We start from the raw sequence: 21,957 nt of genomic DNA, 5'->3' as shown, positions 1-21,957 counted from the left end.
GGCCGCGCCCCGGTCGCCGTGGCCGGCCGGCCCGGCACACCCGTCCGGCTCGCCCGCTGCTGCACCCCGGTGCCCCCGGACGCGGTCACCGGCTACCCGATCCGCGGCGGCGCCGTCGCCGTCCACCGCACCGGCTGCCCGGTCGGCGAGCGGATGCGCGAGGACGGCCGCGGCCCGCTGCGGCTGACCTGGGTCCCCGGTGCCGCGCCGCCGAACGGCTACCGGGTCGCGCTGCAGGCCGAGGCGCTGAACCGCCCCCGGCTGCTCGCCGACCTCACCGCCGCCATCTCCGGCGAGGGCGTCGGCATCTTCTCCGCCGACGTCGAGGCCCCCCGCGATCTGCGGGTACGGCACAGCTACACGATCGAACTGCCCGGTGCCGAGACGCTGCCCGCGGTGATGCGGGCGATGCTGCGCGTCCCCGGCGTGTACGACGTCTACCGGTCGGGCGCCCCGCGGGAGGAGACCGCCGACGGCCGCTCGGCCGACCCGCGGGACGGTGCCGGAGGGGTGACCGCGGGGCGAAATGGGGGTGACCCGGCCGACGGGGCCGTGCGACCATCGTGGGGAATGCACGGCCGGTCCGCGGCGTTCACCGGAGGAAGCAGTGCCGGTGACGGCAGCGGTCCACAGGGGTAGCTCGTCCCGCCCGACGGTAGAAGGGGCGGCAGCCGGGCAGACTCCTCGACGCAGTCCGTCTGCGCCGGCCTCCCGACACCGCAAAGGATGAGATGACCTCCACGTTCGACAGCCGCACCCAGACGCGCGAGTCCGCCCGACGGCTCGCCGACCTCAGGGCAGGTGCCCTGATGGACGAGGACCTCGCGGCGATCGACGAGGACCTCGACCACTACGACGGGGAACAGTACGACCGCTCCGAGCGCGCGGCCCTGCGCCGCGTGGCCGGCCTGTCGACCGAGCTCCAGGACGTCACCGAAGTCGAGTACCGCCAGCTCCGCCTGGAGCGCGTGGTGCTCGTCGGCGTGTGGACGGACGGCACGGTCGAAGAGGCCGAGAACTCGCTGGCCGAGCTGGCCGCGCTCGCCGAGACGGCCGGTTCCGAGGTGCTGGACGGTGTGATCCAGCGCCGTGACAAGCCCGACGCGGCCACCTACATCGGCTCCGGCAAGGCACAGGAGCTGCGCGACATCGTCGCCTCCACCGGTGCCGACACCGTCGTCTGCGACGGTGAGCTCACCCCCGGCCAGCTGATCCACCTCGAGGACGTCGTCAAGGTGAAGGTCGTCGACCGGACGGCCCTGATCCTCGACATCTTCGCCCAGCACGCCAAGTCCCGGGAGGGCAAGGCCCAGGTCTCCCTGGCGCAGATGCAGTACATGCTGCCGCGCCTGCGAGGCTGGGGTCAGTCGCTCTCCCGGCAGATGGGTGGTGGCGGCTCCGGTTCCTCGGGCGGCGGCATGGCCACCCGTGGTCCCGGTGAGACCAAGATCGAGACCGACCGGCGCCGGATCCGCGAGAAGATGGCGAAGCTCCGCAAGGAGATCGCCGAGATGAAGAAGGGCCGCGACACCAAGCGCCAGGAGCGCAAGCGACACCAGGTGCCGTCCGTGGCCATCGCCGGCTACACCAACGCCGGCAAGTCCTCCCTGCTCAACCGGCTGACCGGGGCCGGCGTCCTGGTGGAGAACGCCCTGTTCGCCACCCTGGACCCGACCGTCCGGCGCGCCCAGACCCCGAGCGGCCGGCTGTACACGCTCGCCGACACCGTCGGCTTCGTGCGCCACCTGCCGCACCACCTGGTCGAGGCCTTCCGCTCCACCATGGAGGAGGTCGCCGACGCCGACCTCATCCTGCACGTGGTGGACGGCTCGCACCCCGAACCGGAGACCCAGCTCGCCGCCGTCCGCGAGGTGATCGTCTCGGTCGAGGCACAGGACGTGCCGGAGATTGTGGTGATCAACAAGGCCGACGCCGCTGACCCGGCCGTGCTGCAGCGCCTGCTGCGCCGCGAGCCGCACGCCATCGTGGTGTCGGCCCGCAGCGGCCAGGGCATCGACGAGCTGCTGCAGCTCATCGACGACGAGCTGCCCCGCCCGGCCGTCGAGGTGCAGGTGCTTGTCCCGTACACCCGCGGCGTTCTCCGGTCACCGCTTCAGGGTGCTCATGTAGTCGAACATCGCCTTCGCCTGCGCGCCGAGCGCCGGGCCGGCCATCCAGGCCGCCGGACGCGGGCCGATGGAGTTGTTGCTGACCAGGGCCGGCTTGCCGTTGCGCAGCACGAACCAGCCGCCGCCGCTGGAGCCGCCGGTCATGGTGCAGCCGATCACGTACATGGTCGGCCGCTCGGCGTCGAAGGAGAGCCGGGACGGCTTCACCCGGGAGTCGCAGTACTCCAGCTCCCGGCCGTCGAAGGGCGCGCCCTGCGGGTAGCCGTACGCGGAGACGCCGGCGATCTGGGCGCGCGGTGCGTCGAACCAGACCGGCACCGAGCTGCCGACCACCTCCTCCAGCGAACGGCCGTCGGAGGAGTCCTCGTTGTGCACCCGGAGGATGCCGAAGTCGTACTGGCTGGCGGGGCCGCCCCGCTCGCCGCCCTCCTCCGCCCACTGCGGGGAGACCACCGCGTAGTCGGCCGTCCAGGCGCCGTACGGCGCGACCTGCTCGAAGGTCGCGTCCCGGCCCTTCGACGCGGCGCCGGAGCGGTTGTACGAGGGCACGAACGCCATCTTCTTGAACCAGGTGCCGTTCTTGCCCTCGTGCAGGCAGTGCGCGGCCGTCCAGACCAGGTTGGACTTGCCGGGGTGGGCAGGGTCGCTGATCACCGTGCCGGAGCAGACCGCGCTGGTCTGTGCGTCCACCTGCATGAAGATCTTGCCCAGCACCGCGGAGGCGGGGGAGTAGGGGTGCGGCTGCGGCTTGGCGGGGATCTTCGCCGGCGGCTGCGGGTCGTTCTCCGGTGCGGTCTTCTCGGACTGCAGGGCGGCGTCCTGGGTCTCCATGCCCTGCGCCTTGTCCATCCGGGTCCGGTCCCAGAAGCCCTTGAGCTTCTCCGGGGTGAAGCCGTGCGCGCCGGCCCACTTCGCCCAGTCGTCCGTGGTCCAGTTCTTGAGGTTCTTCAGCGCCTCGGACAGGTCGAGGCCGGGCTTGGCGGCGCCCGAGGCGCCGGCGGAGGCCGGCGCCGCGTCGGCGCCGCCACCGGCCTCCGGGTCGCAGGCGGTCGCGGTGAGGGTGAGCACGGCGGCCGCCGCGACGGCGGCTGCGGTCCTGCGGAAGGTGGAAGGCATGTCTGTCCCCGTCTGCTGTGTCGGTGTGCCCGCGGCGGCCGTCCCGGGGGAGTGCCCCGGGACCGCCGACCGCGTTCGTACGTGTCTGCCGGTCGGTCCGGACCGACGTGGGCCGGATCTACTTCTGGGCGATCCAGGCCAGTGCCTGCTGGGCGACGCCCTCCAGGTAGGGGCCGCTCAGGGTGGTGTGTGCGCTGGTGCCGATCGAGGTGTTGCTCACCAGCGCGAGCCGGCCGTCCGGCATCGGGGCGAACCAGCCGCCGCCGCTGGCACCGGCGGTCATGGTGCAGCCGATGGTGAGCATCGCCGGGCGGGCCGCGTCGAAGGACAGCCGGCTGGGCCGCCCGCCGTCGCACCGGTCCAACTCCTGGCCGTTGAACGGCTTGACCGCCGGATAGCCCCAGGCGGAGATCCGCAACTGCTCGCGCGGTGCGCCGAACCACACCGGCATCGCGGTGCCGATCGTCTCCTCCAGCGACTTCGAGGCGTCCTGCGGGTTGTGCACCCGCAGCACCGCGAAGTCGTACTGGTTGGCGGCGTCCCCGCTGTGCCCGCCCTCGACCGGCCACAGCGGTGAGGTGACCACCTTGTCGGCCCACCACTGGCCGAGCGGCGCGACCTCGGCGAGCGGCGCCTTGCGGCCACCGCTCGCCGCCCCCGAACTGTTGTAGGCCGGCACGAAGATGATGTTCTTGAACCAGTCGCCGCCCTTGCCCTGGTGGACGCAGTGCGCGGCCGTCCAGACCAGGTCCGACTTCCCCGGGTGTGCCGGATCGGCGACCACCGTCGCCGAGCACTGGCCGATGCCGCCGCCCGGCGCGTTGCTGAACACCTTCCCCGAGGCCGGGTAACGGGTGTACGGACGCTCCACCGGAACGGCCGGCACCGGCGCCGGGTCCGGCTCGGTGCCGTTGTCACCGGGCGGCGGCGGAGCGGCGGGCGGCGCCGGCTGCTGCGGAGCCGCGGCGTCCATCCGGTCCGGGTTCCACAGGTCCCGTACCACCGGGTTGTGGAAGACGTGCTTGGACGCCCAGTTGTCCCAGTCCGCGTACTTCCAGTGGCGCAGCTCGTCCCAGCTCCGCGGCAGCCCCGCCAACAGCCCCGAGGGCAGGTCGGTGGGCAGCCGCAGCTTGCCCGCCCGTGCCGAGGCGGCGCTGCCGGACGGCTCCGGTGCGTCCCCGCCGCCGTCCGGAGTGCAGGCCGCGACGGTGAGCAGCAGTGCCGCGACGAGGGCCGACAACGGCCCCGCCCTCCCGATGTGTGCCATGGCTACGTCCCCCCTGACGTCGCTGCGGTCGGATCGCCGCCGGTGAAGTCTGCCACCACCGCCGTCGCCGAAGCGGCCGGGGTGCACGCCGGTTGACAAGAGGTCACCGAACCGTGACCCGGACGCACCGTCAGCACACACCACCCCCACGGGTGAGCGATCGGCGAGGATTCACCACAACGAGTGAGGTGATCTTGTGGTCGGGCGCCCCAGGTAGGTAACCCTTACCTGTCGCCTTCCGGGTGCCGTCCCCCGCCGCACCCGTTCGACCCCCGCGCCGGCCGACGGCGCGCACCCAAGGAGCAGCCTTGAGCACTGCCCTCACCGGAGCCCCGACCCCCGCCGTGCCGCCCGGACCAGCTGCCCCCCGAACGCGCCGCGCCCCCGACGACCCCCTGCCCGACCCGCTGCTGCACCACCCGACCGCCGGCACCGCCGCCGAACCCGACGACCCGCTGCTGCACCCCGACCCCGCCACCGCCGCCGAACACGCGACCACCGAGGCCGTGCTGCGCTGCTGGGCCCGCGAGACCGGCACCCGGCCCGACGCCGCCGGACGACTCACCGCCCCCGTCCTCGGCGGCGCCGCGCACCTCACCGCCCCCGTCCGCTACTGGTCCCCGTGCGGCCGCCACCGCTTCGGCCCCGCCACCGTCGGCACCGGGGCCGGCGGCCCCGCCGCCGCCGTCGACGCCGTCACCGCCACCGCCCTGCTCGCACGCGCCGCCGACGGGGACGGCCGGCACACCGACCCCGGCCGGATCGCCGACCTCGTCGCCCGGGTCGCCGACTCCGTCACCCGCACCACCGAGATCCTCGCCCACCGCCGCACCGCCGCCGACCCGGCCGGCCACACCCCCTTCCTCCGCTCCGAACAGGCCCTGCTGCTCGGCCACCCGCTGCACCCCACCCCCAAGAGCCGCGACGGCCTCGGCCCCGCCGAGAGCCGCGCCTACTCGCCCGAACTCCACGGCTCCTTCCGTCTCCACTGGTACGCCGTCGACCGCTCCCTGCTCGCCGCCGACTCCGCCGACGGGCAGAGCGCCGACGCGATCACCGAACAGCTCCTCGACGCCCCGGGCCTCCTCCCGCCCGGCACCGCAGCCCTGCCGCTCCACCCCTGGCAGGCCCGCGAACTCGCCCTGCGCCCCGCCGTCGCCACCCTGCTCGACCAGGGCCTGCTGCACGACCTCGGCCGACACGGCGACCCCTGGCACCCGACCTCCTCCGTCCGCACCGTCACCCGCCCCGGTACCCCCTGGATGCTCAAGCTCTCGCTCGGCCTGCGGATCACCAACTCCCGCCGCGAGAACCTCCGCAAGGAACTCCACCGCGGCACCGAGGTCCACCGCCTCCTCGAAGCCGGACTCGCCGCCGAGTGGCAGGCCGCCCACCCCGGCTTCGACATCGTCCGCGACCCCGCCTGGATCGGCGTCGACCACCCCGCCCTGACCGACCCGGACGGGTTGTCCACCGTGCTTCGCCGCCAGCCGTTCGGCCCGGCCGACCGCGCCCACTGCCTCGCCGGCCTGCTCGCCGAGCATCCCGCCGGGCAGCGGCTCGACTCCCACCTCGGCCGCGTCCTCGCGGCCCTCGCCACCCGCACCGGCCGCCGCCGGGACACCGTCACCGCCGAATGGTTCCTGCGCTACCTCGACGCGGTCGTCCTGCCGGTCCTCTGGCTCGACGGCACCGCCGGCATCGCCCTGGAGGCCCACCAGCAGAACAGCCTCGTCCTGCTCGACGAGGACGGCTGGCCCGTCGGCGGCCGCTACCGCGACAACCAGGGCTACTACTACCGCGACTCCGCCGCCGAACGGCTCACCGCCCGGCTGCCCGGCCTCGGCAGCACCAGCGACACCTTCGTCCCCGACCGGGTCGCCGACGAGCGCTTCGCCTACTACCTCGGCATCAACCACGTCCTCGGCCTGATCGGCGCCCTCGGCGCCCAGCGGCTCGCCGACGAGGAGGTGCTGCTCGCCGCCCTGCGCCGCTTCCTCGCCGGCCCGCGCGCCGCCGCCACCGGCTCCGGCCTGCCCGCCCACCTGCTCACCGCCCCCACCCTGCGCTGCAAGGCCAACCTGCTCACCCGGCTGCACGGCCTCGACGAACTCGTCGGCCCGGTCGAGACGCAGTCCGTCTACGTCGACATCCCCAACCCGGTGGCCGCCGTATGACCCCGCCCGCCGCAGCCGCAGCCGCAGCCGCAGCCGCAGCCGACGGTGCGGAGCGGGCCGGCCCGCGGGCCGGCGGGGACCTGCTCGACGGCATCGCCGACCGGGGCCCGATCGCCACCCCCGCCGGGGAGTTCCGGCTCCGCCCCGTCCGACTGCCCGACGACCTCCCGCTGATCGCCGGCTGGATGAACGACCCCGCCGTCGACACCTGGTGGCGGCTCGCCGGCCCGCCCGAGCGCACCGAGCAGCACCTGCGCGCCCAACTCGACGGCGACGGCCGCAGCCTGCCCTGCCTCGGCCTGCTCGACGGCGCACCGATGAGCTACTGGGAGGTCTACCGGGCCGACCTCGACCCGATCGCCGCCCACTACCCGGCCGAGCCCCACGACACCGGCCTCCACCTGCTGCTCGGCCCGCCCGACACCCGCGGCCGCGGCCTCGGCGCCGTCCTGCTCGACGCCCTCGCCGCGCACCTCCTCGCCCACCGCCCCGCCTGCCGCCGCGTGCTCGCCGAGCCCGACCTCCGCAACACCGCCTGCCGCCGGTCCCTCGAACGGGCCGGCTTCCGGCAGGTGGGCGAGCTCGAACTCCCCGACAAGACCGCCGCGCTGATGGTCCGCCCCCGGACCCGCCCGCTCCCCGCACCCCGGCCCGGCGGCGAACCCCACGACCTCCTCGGCGTCGGCATCGGCCCGTTCAACCTCTCCCTCGCGGCCCTCGCCCACGGCGCCGCCGACGCCGTCTCCGCGCTCTTCTGCGAGGCCGAGCCCGAGTACCGCTGGCACCCCGGCATGCTCGTCGAGGGCGCCCGGATGCAGGTGCCCTTCCTCGCCGACCTGGTCTCCCTCGTCGACCCCACCAGCCCCTGGTCCTTCCTCAACTACCTGCGGCACCAGGAACGCCTCTACCCCTTCTACTTCGCCGAGCGCTTCCAGCTCTCCCGCCGCGAGTACGCCCACTACTGCCGCTGGGTCGCCCACCGGCTGCCCAACTGCCGTTTCGGCGCCCCCGTCACCGCCCTGCGCTGGGACACCGCCGAGCGGCTGTTCCGGGCCGAGACCGGGGGCGAGGAGATCCGCGCCCGCAACGTCGTCCTCGGCGTCGGCACCCGCCCGCACCGGCCGGCCGCCTTCGCCGGCCTCGCCGACCACCCCCGGGTCTGGCACTCCGCCGACTACCTCGCGCGCCGCGACAGCCTCGACGGCGCCCGCGACATCACCGTCCTAGGCTCCGGCCAGTCCGGCGCCGAGGTCTTCCTCGACCTGCTGCGCCACCGGGCGGACGACGGCACCCGGCTGCGCTGGCTCAGCCGCACCCGCGCCCTCGCACCCATGGAGTACTCCAAGCTCGGACTGGAACACTTCACCCCCGACTACACCCGCTACTTCCACAGCCTGCCGCGCGAGGTCCGCGACCACCTGGTGCCCGCCCAGTGGCAGCTCCACAAGGCCGCCAGCGCCGAGACCCTCGCCGAGATCCACGACCTGCTGTACGAGCGATCCGTCGGCCGCCCGCCCGGCGGCGACCCGGTCGAGATCGTCCCCGGCACCGCCGTCACCGCCGCCGGCACCGGGCCCTGCGGCGGCCTCGAACTCCACTGCCGGCACACCGACTCCGGCGCCGACCACACCCTGCGCACCGACGCCGTGGTGCTCGCGACCGGCTACCGCGCCACCCGGCCCGACGCCCTCGACCCGATCGCCGACCTGATCGACTGGGACGAGCAGGGCCGCTACCGCGTCGACCTGGACCACCGGGTCGCCACCCGGCCGGAACTCACCGGCGGCCTCTACGTGCAGAACGCCGAGCTGCACACCCACGGCGTCGGCACCCCCGACCTCGGCCTCGGCGCCCACCGCGCCGCCGTCATCCTCAACGCCGTCGCCGGCAAGGAGCTCCACCCGCTGCCCACCCGCACCGCCTGGACCAGCTTCGCCCCGCCGGACGGGGCCTGAGCACCCCCCGGCACCGGACGGCCGCGGGGGCCGGGGGCCGCGGACGATGCGGGGCGGGCCGGCGCCGGGCGGGGCGCACGCGGCTCCCGGCCCGGCGGGCGGCCCGGCCCCGCCCGCCGCAGCGCTCACCGATTGTCGGCCGCGCGCAATAAAGTGGGCGGCGTCATGACGAACGACTCCGCACCCCTGCCCCTGCCGGACGGCGACGCGCCGGCCCCCGTACCGCGCTCCCGCATCCCCGAGCTGCTGCACGCCGCCGTCACCTCGGTCGGCGGTGTCGAGCGCCCCGGCCAGGTCAGGATGGCCGAGGCCGTCGCGGACGCGGTCGACGAGGGCGAACACCTGCTCGTCCAGGCCGGTACCGGCACCGGAAAGTCCCTCGCCTACCTGGTGCCCGCCCTCGCCCACGGCGACCGCGTCGTGGTCGCCACCGCCACCCTCGCCCTGCAGCGCCAGCTCGTCGAGCGCGACCTGCCGCGGACGGTCGACGCCCTGCACCCCGTGCTGCGCCGCCGCCCCCTCTTCGCGATGCTCAAGGGCCGCTCCAACTACCTGTGCCTGCACCGGGTGCACGAGGGCACCCCGGCGGACGAGGGCGAGGGCCTGTTCGACGCCGCCGAGGTGCTGGGCGGCCCGAGCAGCAAGCTCGGCCAGGACATCGTGCGGCTGCGCGACTGGGCGGACGAGACGGAGACCGGCGACCGCGACGACCTCTCGCCGGGCGTCTCCGACAAGGCCTGGGCCCAGCTGTCCGTCAGCTCCTCCGAGTGCCTCGGCGCCTCCAAGTGCCCGTACGGCCAGGAGTGCTTCGCCGAGGCCGCGCGTGAGCGGGCCAAGCTGGCGGACGTCGTCGTCACCAACCACGCGATGCTCGCGATCGACGCCATCGAGGGCGCCCCGGTGCTGCCCGAGCACGGGCTGCTGATCATCGACGAGGCCCACGAGCTGGTGAACCGGGTGACCGGCGCCGCCACCGCCGAGCTCACCGTGCACGCGGTGAACCGGGCCGTCCGACGGGCCGCCAAGCTCGCCAACGAGAAGTCGGTGGACGCCCTCCAGGCCGCCGCCGAGAACTTCCACGGACTGATGGAGACCGCGCAGCCCGGCCGGGTCGAGGAGCTGCCCGAGTACCTCGCCTACGCCGTCACCGCGATCCGGGACGCCGCGCGCCAGGTCATCACCTCGCTCGGCGAGACCAGGGACCGCTCGCTCTCCGACGAGGACGCGGTGCGCAAGCAGGCGATGGCCTCCGCGGAGTCGCTGCACGAGACGGCCGACCGGCTGCTCCAGGACTCCGCCTACGACGTGGTCTGGATCGAGCGCAGCGACCGGTTCGGGGCCGGCGCGGCCTCGCTGCGGGTCGCTCCGCTGTCCGTCTCCGGCCTGCTGCGGGAGAACCTCTACCGGGACCGCTCGGTGGTGCTCACCTCGGCGACCCTCAAGCTGGGCGGCGACTTCAACGGCGTCGCCGCCTCGGTCGGCCTGCCGGCGGAGGGCCGGCTGCCGGACGAGCGGACCGAGGGCGAGCCGGCGCCGGACGGCGGCGAGGACGCCCCGCCGAGCTGGCGCGGCCTGGACGTCGGCTCGCCGTTCACCTACCCCAAGCAGGGCATCCTCTACGTCGCCAAGCACCTGCCGCCGCCCGGCCGCGAGCCGGACCGGCCGGCCATGCTGGACGAGCTCGCCGAGCTGATCGGCGCGGCCGGCGGGCGCACGCTCGGCCTGTTCTCCTCGATGCGGGCCGCCCAGGCCGCGGCCGAGGCGCTGCGCGAGCGGCTGGACAACCGCATCCTGCTGCAGGGCGAGGAGACCCTCGGCGAGCTGATCAGGGCGTTCGCCTCGGACGCCGAGTCCTGCCTGTTCGGCACCCTGTCGCTCTGGCAGGGCGTCGACGTGCCCGGCTCGGCCTGCCAGCTGGTCGTCATGGACCGCATTCCCTTCCCACGGCCGGACGACCCGCTGATGAGCGCCCGGCAGAAGGCGGTGGAGGAGGCCGGGGGCAACGGCTTCATGGCGGTCGCCGCGACCCATGCGGCGCTGCTGATGGCGCAGGGCGCGGGCCGGCTGGTCCGTGCGGCGGACGACCGGGGCGTGGTGGCGGTGCTCGACCCGCGCCTCGCCACCGCCCGGTACGGCGGCTTCTTCCGTTCGTCCATGCCGGACTTCTGGTACACCACCGACCGCAACCAGGTCCGCCGGTCGCTGGCGGCGATCGATGCCTCGGCCCCGCCGGTGAAGCCGGTCAAGTAGGGCCGTCAGCCGTCAGCCGTCAGCCGGTCGTGCAGGAAGGGGCAGGGGCAAGCAGAAGGGGGCGCGGGGAGCCGCGCGGGCCGTGTGCCCCGCGCAGTTCTCCGCGCCCCCGGGTGCCTGCCGGATGTCTGCCCCGTCAGAGGCGCCGCAGCACGGCGACGACCTTGCCGAGGATGGTCGCGTTGTCGCCCGGGATCGGGTCGTACGCGGGGTTGTGCGGCATCAGCCAGATCTTGCCGTCCTCGCGCTTGAGGCGCTTGACGGTGGCCTCGCCGTCGATCATGGCGGCGACGATGTCGCCGTTCTCGGCGACCGGCTGGCGGCGGACGGTGACCCAGTCCCCGTCGCAGATGGCCGCCTCGATCATCGAGTCGCCGCGGACGGTGAGCGCGAAGAGCTCGCCCTCGCCGACCAGCTGACGCGGCAGCGGGAAGACGTCCTCGACCGTCTGCTCGGCGAGGATCGGGCCGCCGGCGGCGATCCGGCCGACCAGCGGCACGTACGAGGTCGACGGGCGGCCGGCCGTCTCGGCGGTGTTGGGGCGCGCGACCTCGACACCGCGGACCTCGTACGCACGCGGGCGGTGCGGGTCGCGGCGGAGGAAGCCCTTGCGCTCCAGGGCCATCAGCTGGTGGGCGACGGAGGAGGTGGAGGAGAGGCCGACCGCCTGGCCGATCTCGCGCATGGACGGCGGGTACCCCCGGCGCTGGACCGAATCCCGGATGACCTCGATGACCCGGCGCTGGCGCTCCGTCAGGCCGGCCTCGTCGGTGCGGATGCCGGGCGGGCGGCCGGGCAGGGAGCGGGTGGGGACGGGCGCGCCGAGCACGGCATCCTGCACGGCGGCGTGCTCGATCGGCTGGCTACGGCTCATGCTGTGGTCCACGCCTTGCTGGTCCGTGGTGCGCGCGGAGCGCTCCTGCACCGGGATGGAGTTGCTCTTGAGTTCTACGGTGTTCATCGCGGCCCCTCATTGGACAGGCGTTTCTCCCTTGCCCTGCTCAACTGGTGCCCCTATCGAAAGGTTGCGCCAAACACACGTTCGAGTGAATTATTTAGCAGTCTGCTGACTCGATCAAGGCTTTGGGTGTACATCGATTAAATGTTCGACTCCGGCAGTCTATTTCACCCGCCCCGGAGATTTCGACCCGGTCCGCGGAACGCGCGGCACGAACGGCGGCGCCGGCACTGCGGACGAACCGGATCCGCTCGGCGTGGCGAACCCCCCGAGCGCTAGATCTTGTGCCAGTCTCTCCGGTCGGGCCCACAGGTTGTGGTCGCGCTTGCTGCGGACCCCTGCTCATCGCGTAGAGTGTTCCGGTCCGCTGTCATGCCCTTCGGGAGGGAGTCCTCAGGTGCACTGCCCCTTCTGCCGGCATCCTGACAGCCGGGTCGTGGACAGCCGGGCCAGCGACGACGGCAGTTCCATCCGCCGCCGCCGCCAGTGCCCCGACTGCGGCCGCCGTTTCACCACGGTCGAAACCGCGACCCTGATGGTGATCAAGCGCAGTGGCGTCACCGAGCCCTTCTCCCGCGAGAAGGTGATCTCCGGCGTCCGCAAGGCCTGCCAGGGCCGGCCGGTCACCGAGGACGCGCTCGCCCAGCTGGGCCAGCGGGTCGAGGAGTGCGTGCGCGCCTCCGGCAGTGCCGAGCTGTCCACCCATGACGTCGGCCTGGCCATACTGGGCCCGCTCAAGGAGCTCGACGTCGTCGCGTACCTGAGGTTCGCGTCGGTCTACCGGGCCTTCGACGGCCTGGAGGACTTCGAGACCGCCATCGCGGAGCTCCGCGCCGAGCGGCCCTTCGTCCCGGAGGACGGCGCCGCGCTGCCCTCCCCCGTCGCCGCGCCCTAGGGCCGCGGCAGGTCCACCACTCCGACCGTCCGCGGTCGGCGCGTACCCACGCAACGGGTACAGAACACAACACAACGTGCGAAAGCGGTCGGCGTCCGAGGCTGCCCGCACACCAGGAGAAGCGAACCACCGGATGCCCCGTAAGCCGGAAGCATCGGGGCGTCCAGGGCGTTTGCCCAGGAGGAGGAAGAAGCAGTGACTGACACGACGAGCGGTTCCGCACGCGGGTCGAAGTCCGCGAAGGCGACCAAGGCGGCCGGCAAGGCCCCCGAGGGCGGGCTGCGGATCGAGCGCATCTACACCACTCCTGGCGTCCACCCCTACGACGAGGTGACCTGGGAGCGTCGCGACGTCGTCATGACCAACTGGCGTGACGGCTCGATCAACTTCGAGCAGCGCGGCGTCGAGTTCCCCGACTTCTGGTCGGTCAACGCGGTCAACATCGTGACCTCGAAGTACTTCCGCGGCGCCGTCGGCACCCCGCAGCGCGAGTGGAGCCTCAAGCAGATCATCGACCGCGTGGTGCTGACCTACCGCGCCGCCGGCGAGAAGCACGGCTACTTCGCGAGCCCGGACGACGCCGAGGTCTTCGAGCACGAGCTGACCCACGCCCTCCTCCACCAGGTGTTCAGCTTCAACTCGCCGGTCTGGTTCAACGTCGGCACCAAGCAGCCCCAGCAGGTCTCCGCCTGCTTCATCCTGGCCGTCGACGACTCCATGGAGTCGATCCTCGACTGGTACAAGGAAGAGGGCATGATCTTCAAGGGCGGCTCCGGCGCCGGCCTCAACCTCTCCCGCATCCGCTCCTCCAAGGAGCTCCTCTCCTCCGGCGGCAACGCCTCCGGCCCGGTCTCCTTCATGCGCGGCGCCGACGCCTCCGCCGGCACCATCAAGTCGGGCGGCGCCACCCGCCGCGCCGCCAAGATGGTCGTCCTCGACGTCGACCACCCCGACGTCGAGGCCTTCATCGAGACCAAGGTGAAGGAGGAGGAGAAGATCCGCGCCCTGCGCGACGCCGGCTTCGACATGGACCTGGGCGGCGACGACATCACCTCCGTCCAGTACCAGAACGCCAACAACTCCGTTCGCGTCTCGGACGAGTTCATGACGGCGGTCGAGAACGGCACCACCTTCGGCCTGCGCGCCCGGATGACCGGCGAGGTCATCGAGACCGTCGACGCCAAGCAGCTGTTCCGCAAGATGGCCGAGGCCGCCTGGGCCTGCGCCGACCCGGGCATCCAGTACGACTCGACCATCAACCACTGGCACACCTGCCCGGAGTCCGGCCGCATCAACGCGTCCAACCCCTGCTCCGAGTACATGCACCTGGACAACTCCAGCTGCAACCTCGCCTCGCTCAACCTGATGAAGTTCCTCCGCGACGACGACTCGTTCGACGCCGCGACCTTCGCCAAGGTCGTCGAGCTGGTCATCACCGCGATGGACATCTCCATCTGCTTCGCCGACTTCCCCACCGAGAAGATCGGCGAGACCACCCGCGCCTACCGCCAGCTCGGCATCGGCTACGCCAACCTCGGCGCCCTGCTGATGGCCACCGGCCACGCGTACGACTCCGAGGGCGGCCGCGCCCTGGCCGGCGCCATCACCTCCCTGATGACCGGCACCGCCTACCGCCGTGGCGCCGAACTCGCCGCCGTGGTCGGCCCGTACGACGGCTACGCCCGCAACGCCGCCGCCCACCGCCAGGTCATGCAGCAGCACGCGGACGCCAACGCCGCCGCCGTCTCGGTCGACGACCTGGACGCCCCGGTGTGGGCCGCCGCCACCGAGACCTGGGGCGACGTCGTCCGCCTCGGTGCGGCCAACGGCTTCCGCAACGCGCAGGCCTCCGTGCTCGCCCCGACCGGCACCATCGGCCTGATGATGGACTGCGACACCACCGGCGTCGAGCCGGACCTCGCGCTGGTCAAGTTCAAGAAGCTCGTCGGCGGCGGCTCGATGCAGATCGTCAACGGCACCGTGCCGCGCGCCCTGAAGCGCCTCGGCTACCAGGACGAGCAGGTCGAGGCGGTCGTCGCCCACATCGCCGAGCACGGCAACGTGATCGACGCCCCCGGTCTGAAGGCCGCCCACTACGAGGTCTTCGACTGCGCGATGGGCGAGCGCTCCATCTCGCCGATGGGCCACGTGCGGATGATGTCGGCGATCCAGCCGTGGATCTCCGGCGCCATCTCCAAGACGGTCAACATGCCCGAGAACGCCTCGGTCGAGGACGTCGAGGAGATCTACTTCGAGGCGTGGAAGCTCGGCGTGAAGGCTCTCGCCATCTACCGCGACAACTGCAAGGTCGGCCAGCCGCTCTCGGCCAAGACCAAGACGCCGGCCGTCGAGGAGAAGGCCGTCGAGGCGCCTGCCGCGGTCGAGAAGGTCGTCGAGTACCGCCCCGTCCGCAAGCGCCTGCCGAAGGGCCGCCCGGGCATCACCACCTCCTTCACGGTCGGCGGTGCCGAGGGCTACATGACGGCCAACTCCTACCCGGACGACGGCCTCGGCGAGGTCTTCCTGAAGATGTCCAAGCAGGGTTCGACCCTCGCGGGCATGATGGACGCCTTCTCCATCGCCGTCTCGGTCGGCCTGCAGTACGGCGTGCCGCTGGAGACCTACGTCTCGAAGTTCACCAACATGCGCTTCGAGCCGGCCGGTCTGACCGACGACCCGGACGTGCGGATGGCGCAGTCGATCGTCGACTACATCTTCCGCCGCCTGGCGCTGGACTTCCTGCCGTTCGAGACCCGTTCCGCGCTCGGCATCCACTCCGTCGAGGAGCGCACCCGGCACCTGGAGACCGGCTCGTACGAGCCCGTCGAGGAGGACGTGGACGTGGAGGGCCTCGCCCAGTCCGCGCCGCTCGCCGCCCCCAGGGCCGCCGAGCCCGCCCCGGCGAAGCCGCAGGCCGCCCCGGCCCAGGCCCACAACTCCACCGAACTGGTGGAGATCCAGCTGGGCCTGAACGCCGACGCGCCGCTCTGCTTCTCCTGCGGCACCAAGATGCGCCGCGCCGGCAGCTGCTACCTCTGCGAGGGCTGCGGCTCCACCAGCGGCTGCAGCTGACCTGACGCCGCACGCGGGGGCACCGGGCACCGCCCGGTGCCCCCGCGCACGTCTGTGCGGACGGCGGGAGCGTCCGCGTGGCGCCGTCGTGCCCGGCACGGAGGGCAGTGCGGTGCGGCCCGATGGGCGGATGGAACTCGAGTCTCACCGGCGTGAGTTGGGGGCGTACTGCTACCGGATGACGGGCTCGTTCCACGAGGCCGAGGACCTGGTGCAGGAGACCATGCTGCGCGCCTGGAAGGCCCGCGACCGCCACGACCCGGCGCGAGCCTCGGTCCGGACCTGGCCCCGAGCTCGTCCGGCTGCCGGCCGAGGACGCCGTGCTGGAGATGCCGCCGGTGCCGCTCTGGTACCGGGGTAGTCGGGACCACGGCCGGTTCCTGGAACGCGTCTTCCGGATGCGCGGCACCGGCTGGGGAATGCTGCAGCTCACTGCCAACGGGCAGTCTGCGCTCGCCGCCTATGCGCCGGAGCCCGACGGCGGACTCCTTCTGCACACGGTGCAGGTCCTCACCGTCGTCGGCGGCCGCGTCACGCACAACGTGGTGTTCGCGGATCCGCGCGTCCTCGAAGCATTCGACCTGCCGCGACGGATTTCCGCCGATGAGTTCCGGCGGCGGCGATGAGTTCGGGCGGTGCGGCCGGTACGTACCGGTGAACACCGCACCGAAGGGAATCCGTCGTGAGCGTCATCGTCATCGAATTCATCACCCTGGACGGCGTCGTGTCCGACCCGGCCGGGTCCGGGGGAACGCCGCTGGGCGGCTGGGCCTTCCGGTCCGGCCGGGAGGCGGTCGCCGGGGACAAGTTCCGGCTCGGAAGCATGCTGGACGAGGGGGTCATGCTGTTCGGGCGGGAGACCTGGCCGCTGTTCTCGCGGCTGTGGCCGGGACGCGACGACCCCTTCGCCGTCCGGCTGAACGCCGTGCCGAAGCTGGTCGCCTCCCGCACCCTCACCGACACCTCGGCGTGGGGGGAACTCCCGACTGCTGGAGGGCGACCTGGTCGACGCGGTCAAGCGTGAGCAGCGCGACGTGATCGTCACGGGCAGCCTGAGCGTCGTGCACCGGCTGATGGCCGAGGACCTGGTCGACGAGTACCGGCTGTTGACCTTCCCCACCGTCCTCGGCGCCGGCCGGCGTCTCTTCCCGGCCGAGGGCCCGCACGCGGACCTCGAGTGCCGCTCGGTCCAGCAGATCGGCGCCGCCGTCCTGGCCTGCTGGGCCAGGCCCGCCTGAGCCTGCCGGCGCGGGCAGGCCGCCCGCAGTGCCGAGGACCGGGGTGCGGCGCGGGCGGTCAGGCAGCCGGGGGCGGGTGACGTGTGGCGGCCGCGGCGGCCGCCGCACGGAGCTTAGCGAAGTAGGTACGGCAGTACGCCTCGTCGATCAGCGGCACCACCCGGTCGAGTTCGGTGATGCACCTCCGGAGCACGGCGAGCCGGTCGCCGTCGAGTCCGTCGTTCAGCGCGCGCTGGACGAGTCCGGCGACATCGGCGTCCAGGAGGATCAGTTCGACCCCCGCGATGTCGATGCCGCGGAAGCTGTCGGGGTACGGGGCGCGCCGGTGTTGGCGAAGTCGGGGAGGAGGTCGCGGGCCCGCGGGCGGTGGTGCCAGTGGATTCGCATGCAGAGGGCCGGACCCCGGTGGGGTCCGGCCCTCGGGCTCGCTTCGGATCAGTGGGTGGTGCTCAGGGAGGGCAGGGGCCACTCGCGGTGGAAGGCCGGGAGGGGGAGGTCGGCCTTAAGGAGGGGGGTGCCGAGGATCTTGATCTGGGAGTAGAGCCTGCCGTTGATGTCGAGGCCGGCGGTGTTGGTCCAGCTGCCCTCGACGTGCGGGGGCTTGCCGGTGGTGTCCAGGGACACGGAGCCGGCGACCCGGGTGCGCAGGTAGGGCTCGATGCCGGCGGCGACGCCGACGGTGTTGTAGAGGCCGACGGACGCCTCGGCGGTGAGGCCGGTGCGCAGGGCGGCGTCGCCGCTGAGCTTGGCGCGGACGGGGCCGACGGTGGTGGTGCCGGGGTCGGCGGTGGTGGTCCAGCCCTTGCCCTTGGCGTAGTCGGCGTGGACGGACCAGGCGCCGTCGAGGTCCTGTTCGGCCTCGACGGTGACCTTCCCGTCGGCGCCGACGGTCAGGTAGCAGGTGAGGTCGAGGTTGACCACCACGGGGAAGCCGGCGACCGTCAGCACGGGGCTGGCGCTGAGCTTGGCGAGGGGGACGCGCAGCGGGTTGGGGCTGGCGGCGAGGGTGGCGCTGACCTTCCAGTCGGCGTGGGCGCCGAGGCCGAAGCCGACGCGGGCCTTCTCGATGCCGCCCTTGAGGATGCCGCGGCCGTCGTAGGAGAAGTCGACGGAGGGGTCGAGGCGGATGCCGGCGGCGAGGTCGGCCTTGGCGCCGCCGGGGAGCGGGACGCTGGTGCTCGCGTCGAGGGAGAGCTGGGCGGAGGCGGAGCCGTTGCCGCCGCCGGGGCGGGTGGTGAAGCCGACCTTGAGGTCCTTGACCAGCGGCTGGACGTGGATGCCGTGGACGTCGATCGCCTTGTGCTGCTCGGTGGCGGTGGCGCCGAGCAGTTCGGCGACCTCGGCGGGGCGGGTGGTGACCTCGACCCGGTCGCCGTCGGTCTTCTGCACGCCGGTGACGGCGAACAGCGCGCCGCGGGGCGCGGCGGGGGTCGGCGGGCTGGCGATCAGCTGGCCGGTGCGGACGGTGTCCGGTGCCGCGGAAGCGGAAGCCGAGGCGGAGGCTGTGGCGCTCGGGCTCTGCGGGGCGCCGGTGGTGCGGGAGGCGCCGGGGGCAGGAGTGCGCCCGGTGCTGCCGGTGTTGCCGGTGTGCAGAGTGGCGCGGCCGCTGGCCGGGTCGTAGGCGACCAGGGCGACGGTCTTCCCGGTGCCGGCGGCCGGTTTGCCGGAGGCCGCCGGGCTGGCGACGGCGGCGGTCGGCGTCGCTGCGCCGGAGGTGTCGGTGCTGCTCGGGGCGGTCGGTGTCGGGGCCGGCGCGGTCTCCGTGGAAAGGGCCGCGGCGGCGAGGGCCGGTTCGGCGGCGGGTGCGGAGGCGGCGCAGCCGGTGGCGGTGAGCAGCAGGCCGGTGGCCAGTGCGGGGAGCGCACGGGAGCGTATGGACATGCAGAGGGTTCGCCTTCGAGGTGGTGAGGGCAGGGTGAGGCCGGGCGGGGGTGGCCGACCGACGCATTCCTTGGCATGTTACTGACGAGTCATCGGTTGGACGAAAGTGACGCAGGCTCAACTTTCTGGAGGTGGATGCCGGATGAGTTTCGGATGGCATGCCCGGCGGGTGGCGGATTCGAGGTTGCCGCTCCGGGTGAGGGTGGCGGCGCTGCGGTCGTGCGTGCAGCTGTATCGGCCGCTGGGTTTCCACGGGACGCTGGACCGGTTGGCGTGGCTGGCCGGGCCGTTCCAGCGGGACGAGGAGGCGCTGTTGCGGGCGCTGGCCGTGCTGGAGGAGGACCGGAGCCGCTGGCTGGCCGAGCTGGATGCGTACGCGCGCTCGCGGCGGACGGGCAAGCGCTGCGGTCGCCGCATGCCGAGGGAGGGGGAGCGGAACCCGAACGACCGGGCGTACTGGTCCGTGTGAGGTGCCGCCGGTGTGATCGCCCCGCGCCACATGTCAACCTGGGTTGACAGGAGGCATCCGTCAACCTAGGTTGACAGTATGAGCGAGACGAGACAGCTCGCCGCTGACGCGAGCAGCCGCGACCCCGCGATCGGCCTGCGGGCCGTCCGGGCGCTGCGGGACCTGGCCGACCGGCTGGAGGACCTCCAGGTCGGCAACGCGCGCGAGCAGGGCTGGTCCTGGCAGGAGATCGCCGCCTGCCTCGGGGTCAGCCGACAGGCGGTGCACAAGAAGTACGCCAGGCGGATCTTCGGTTCGAGAGGGGAGGGCTGACCGTGTTCGAGCGGTTCACGGACGGCGCGCGCCGCGTCGTCATGCAGGCCCAGGTGGAGGCGCGCGAGCTCGGTCACGAGAAGGTCGGCACCGAGCACCTGCTGCTCGGCATCGTGCACGACCCGGCCGACCCGGTGGCCGCGCTGCTGGCCGCCGACGGTCTCGACCATGAGGCCGCGCGGGCCGAGGTCGTCCGGCTGTCCGGTGGTCACGTCGACGGCCGGGCGCTGGCCGCGATCGGCGTCGACCTCGACGCCGTCCGGGCGGCCCTGGAGTCCGCCTTCGGCGAGGGCGCCCTGGAGCGCAGGCCCGCCGACGGACGCCGGGCCGGGAAGCACAGCCGGCTCACCCCGCGTGCCCGCAAGACCCTGGAACTCTCGCTGCGCGAGACCCTCCGCCTCAAGCAGAAGGAGATCGCCACCGGCCACATCCTGCTCGGCCTGATCCGCGAGGGCCAGGGCCTGGGTGCGGCGGTGCTCTCCGGCCGCGGCGTGGACTTCGCCAAGCTGCGCCGGGACGTGGAGGCGGTCCTCGGCTGATCCGGCGCGAGCCCCGAAGCGCGCCCCCCGGCGGGCCGTTCCCGCATCGCGGAACGGCCCGCCGGACGTCTTCGGTGGCCCTTCCGCCAGGCGGCCAAAGGGTGGTACGGGCGCGGAGCGTCATGCTGTGCGACTGTGTGTCAACTCGGGCATTGAGTCGAAAACCTGAATGGATATGATCTGGCGACCGCGTGTACCGATCAAATGAGCGGAACGCGCCCGGCCGTACGCTGCGCGGGCCCGACCGGCGTGCCCGTGGCCGGTCCCGCGGTCGCCCTGCTCCGCCGCCGACGCCGCACGAGGATCAGACAGATGAGAGCTCGCACGCGCCCCGCCGGGGCGGCGCACCAGGGATCCGACGGCGCTCTCGCGGTCCGCGCCGGGGCCGGGATGGTCCTCGGCGCCGCAGCCGCCGCCGCAGCCGTCGCCCTCACCCCGTCCGTCCACCGCGCCGCCGTCGCGGGCGTGGCCGCCGTCGCCGCCCTGCTCTGGTGCGGTCTCGTCGGCTGGACGGCCAAGCTCGGCCTCCGCGCCCGCGCCGCCGAGCGCACCCTCGCCGGCGTCCGGCGCGAACTCGCCGAGACCGGCGCCGCCGCCGGCGCACTGCACACCGAACTCACCGCCGCCCACACCGCGGCCGGTGCGCTGCGCGCCGCCCTCGCCAACGCCCAGGCGGAGACCGCGGAGATCCGCACCGACCTGGAACAGGCCCGCGCCGACGAGCAGGCCCTGCGCGCCGAACTCACCGCCCTGCACGAGGCGCACAGCGCGGCCGTCCGGGAACGCACCGAACTGGCCGCGCTCCGCGACCAGGTGCTGCCCCGGGTGGTCGAGAAGCTGCGCGCGGGCGCCTCGGTCGACACCGCCCTCGCCGGGCACGACCTGCCCGCCCACCACGCGCTGATGCGCGCCGTCGCCGAGGCCGTCGGACGCGGCGAGCGCCAGCGCGCCGCCGCCCTCGCCGTCTGCGCCACCGCCGCCGGCCGCGTCCAGGCGCTGGCCACGAGCATGCACGCGGAACTCCGCGACATGCAGCACCGGCACGGCGAGGACGTCCTCGGTGACCTGCTCGTCCTCGACCACTCCACCGCCCAGGTCGGTCGGATGGCCGACTCCATCGCGGTGCTCACCGGCGCCCGCTCCGGCCGCCGCTGGACGAAGCCGATCGGCGTCGAGTCGATCCTGCGCGGCGCCCTCGGCCGGATCGGTGCCTACCAGCGCGTCCGGCTGCACAACGCCTCCACCGCCGCCGTGGCCGGCTTCGCCGCCGAGGGCGTGATGCACGTCCTCGCCGAACTCCTCGACAACGCCGCCAACTTCTCCGCCCCGCCGGCCGAGGTGCACGTCTACGTCGAGGAGGCGCACTCGGGCCTCGTCATCACCGTCGAGGACGGCGGACTCGGCCTCAGCGACAGCTGGCTGCGCCGCGCCGAACAGGCCGTCTCCGCCCGGCCGCTGGACCTCAGCGCGCTCTCCGCCGGCACCCGGCTCGGCCTCGCCGTGGTCGGCTCGCTGGCCCGCAAGCACGGCCTGTCGATCTCCTTCCGGCCGTCCGCCCGAGGCGGCACCGGCGTCGTGGTGCTGATCCCCGAGCAGCTGATCAGCCACCCCGCGCCCGCCCTCGCCCGGGCGCTGGAGGCCGAGCGCCGCGCCGCGGCTGCCGCCCCGCCCCCGGTCGTCGGCCGGACGCCGTGCTCGG

General features: G+C 73.5%; 17 protein-coding genes and 2 pseudogenes. 15 read left to right on the top strand and 4 right to left on the bottom strand.

The genetic code is table 11. The features are described from left to right. Together KSNIM_RS13235 and hflX are read left to right on the top strand one after the other, a co-directional pair. Positions 1-456: pseudogene (locus KSNIM_RS13235) on the top strand (ACT domain-containing protein); the annotation flags it as partial. A gap of 275 nt (positions 457-731) precedes the next feature. Next, positions 732-2,108, top strand: a pseudogene (gene hflX, locus KSNIM_RS13230) (GTPase HflX); the annotation flags it as partial. On the opposite strand, the gene KSNIM_RS13225 reads toward hflX, so the two are convergent. Beyond that, on the bottom strand, positions 2,106-3,245 hold the full coding sequence (locus KSNIM_RS13225) for a trypsin-like serine peptidase (protein WP_263103431.1): 1,140 nt from the start codon (positions 3,243-3,245) through the stop codon (positions 2,106-2,108). The pseudogene hflX and the gene KSNIM_RS13225 sit on opposite strands and share 3 nt — an antisense overlap. Before the next feature lie 118 nt (positions 3,246-3,363). Next, entirely contained in the window at positions 3,364-4,512 is a 1,149-nt protein-coding gene (locus KSNIM_RS13220; protein ID WP_263103430.1) for a trypsin-like serine peptidase, read from the bottom strand. A gap of 308 nt (positions 4,513-4,820) precedes the next feature. Between KSNIM_RS13220 and KSNIM_RS13215 the strand changes: the two genes are divergently transcribed. From KSNIM_RS13215 to KSNIM_RS13205, 3 genes are all read left to right on the top strand, one after another. Then, positions 4,821-6,689, top strand: coding sequence for an IucA/IucC family protein (locus tag KSNIM_RS13215; protein ID WP_411543705.1), 1,869 nt, complete (start codon positions 4,821-4,823; stop codon positions 6,687-6,689). After that, complete coding sequence (locus KSNIM_RS13210) at positions 6,686-8,644, top strand: GNAT family N-acetyltransferase (protein ID WP_263103429.1); 1,959 nt, start codon at positions 6,686-6,688, stop codon at positions 8,642-8,644. Before KSNIM_RS13215 ends, KSNIM_RS13210 begins: the two co-directional genes overlap by 4 nt. Before the next feature lie 165 nt (positions 8,645-8,809). Continuing rightward, positions 8,810-10,894 carry an ATP-dependent DNA helicase gene (locus KSNIM_RS13205; protein WP_263103428.1) on the top strand — a complete coding sequence of 695 codons (2,085 nt, stop codon included), beginning with the start codon at positions 8,810-8,812 and terminating at the stop codon, positions 10,892-10,894. A gap of 136 nt (positions 10,895-11,030) precedes the next feature. Here the strand turns inward: KSNIM_RS13205 and lexA are convergent, their stop codons facing one another. Then, on the bottom strand, positions 11,031-11,768 hold the full coding sequence (gene lexA, locus KSNIM_RS13200) for a transcriptional repressor LexA (protein WP_411543862.1): 738 nt from the start codon (positions 11,766-11,768) through the stop codon (positions 11,031-11,033). A 481-nt stretch (positions 11,769-12,249) separates the two neighbouring features. On the opposite strand from lexA, the gene nrdR reads away from it, so the two are divergent. The 6 genes from nrdR to KSNIM_RS13175 all read left to right on the top strand — a co-directional run bounded on the left by nrdR (position 12,250) and on the right by KSNIM_RS13175 (position 17,057). Further along, positions 12,250-12,747: a transcriptional regulator NrdR gene (nrdR, locus tag KSNIM_RS13195; protein ID WP_263103426.1), complete on the top strand. Its 498-nt coding sequence runs from the start codon at positions 12,250-12,252 to the stop codon at positions 12,745-12,747. A 195-nt stretch (positions 12,748-12,942) separates the two neighbouring features. Next, a complete protein-coding gene (locus KSNIM_RS13190) occupies positions 12,943-15,819 on the top strand; it encodes a vitamin B12-dependent ribonucleotide reductase (RefSeq protein ID WP_263103425.1) in 2,877 nt (958 codons plus the stop codon). Between the two features lie 130 nt (positions 15,820-15,949). Beyond that, on the top strand, positions 15,950-16,180 hold the full coding sequence (locus KSNIM_RS39095) for a sigma factor (RefSeq protein WP_317634016.1): 231 nt from the start codon (positions 15,950-15,952) through the stop codon (positions 16,178-16,180). Beyond that, positions 16,140-16,445 carry a hypothetical protein gene (locus KSNIM_RS39090; protein ID WP_317634015.1) on the top strand — a complete coding sequence of 102 codons (306 nt, stop codon included), beginning with the start codon at positions 16,140-16,142 and terminating at the stop codon, positions 16,443-16,445. Before KSNIM_RS39095 ends, KSNIM_RS39090 begins: the two co-directional genes overlap by 41 nt. A 56-nt stretch (positions 16,446-16,501) precedes the next feature. Next, positions 16,502-16,843: a hypothetical protein gene (locus KSNIM_RS13180; protein WP_263103424.1), complete on the top strand. Its 342-nt coding sequence runs from the start codon at positions 16,502-16,504 to the stop codon at positions 16,841-16,843. 10 nt (positions 16,844-16,853) lie between these two features. Next, positions 16,854-17,057, top strand: a complete 204-nt coding sequence (locus KSNIM_RS13175; RefSeq protein WP_263103423.1) for a dihydrofolate reductase family protein — start codon at positions 16,854-16,856, stop codon at positions 17,055-17,057. Between the two features lie 435 nt (positions 17,058-17,492). Here the strand turns inward: KSNIM_RS13175 and KSNIM_RS13170 are convergent, their stop codons facing one another. Then, complete coding sequence (locus KSNIM_RS13170; protein WP_263103422.1) at positions 17,493-18,938, bottom strand: hypothetical protein; 1,446 nt, start codon at positions 18,936-18,938, stop codon at positions 17,493-17,495. A gap of 223 nt (positions 18,939-19,161) precedes the next feature. Here KSNIM_RS13170 and KSNIM_RS13165 point away from each other — a divergent pair, with 223 nt between their 5' ends. The 4 genes from KSNIM_RS13165 to KSNIM_RS13150 form a co-directional block, all read left to right on the top strand. Beyond that, positions 19,162-19,407 (top strand): hypothetical protein, encoded by a 246-nt coding sequence (locus KSNIM_RS13165; protein WP_263103421.1) that lies wholly within the window; start codon positions 19,162-19,164, stop codon positions 19,405-19,407. 78 nt (positions 19,408-19,485) lie between these two features. Continuing rightward, on the top strand, positions 19,486-19,719 hold the full coding sequence (locus tag KSNIM_RS13160; RefSeq protein WP_263103420.1) for a helix-turn-helix domain-containing protein: 234 nt from the start codon (positions 19,486-19,488) through the stop codon (positions 19,717-19,719). A 2-nt stretch (positions 19,720-19,721) separates the two neighbouring features. Beyond that, entirely contained in the window at positions 19,722-20,258 is a 537-nt protein-coding gene (locus KSNIM_RS13155; protein ID WP_263103419.1) for a Clp protease N-terminal domain-containing protein, read from the top strand. A 312-nt stretch (positions 20,259-20,570) separates the two neighbouring features. Continuing rightward, positions 20,571-21,957 (top strand): sensor histidine kinase (locus KSNIM_RS13150; protein WP_263103418.1); only part of this gene is annotated, 1,387 nt, incomplete at its 3' end.

The organism is Kitasatospora sp. DSM 101779 (assembly GCF_025655475.1).
Lineage (GTDB): Bacteria > Actinomycetota > Actinomycetes > Streptomycetales > Streptomycetaceae > Kitasatospora.
The sequence above is the reverse complement of the archived record's forward strand: the minus strand, read 5'-3'. Positions and strand labels throughout refer to the sequence as shown.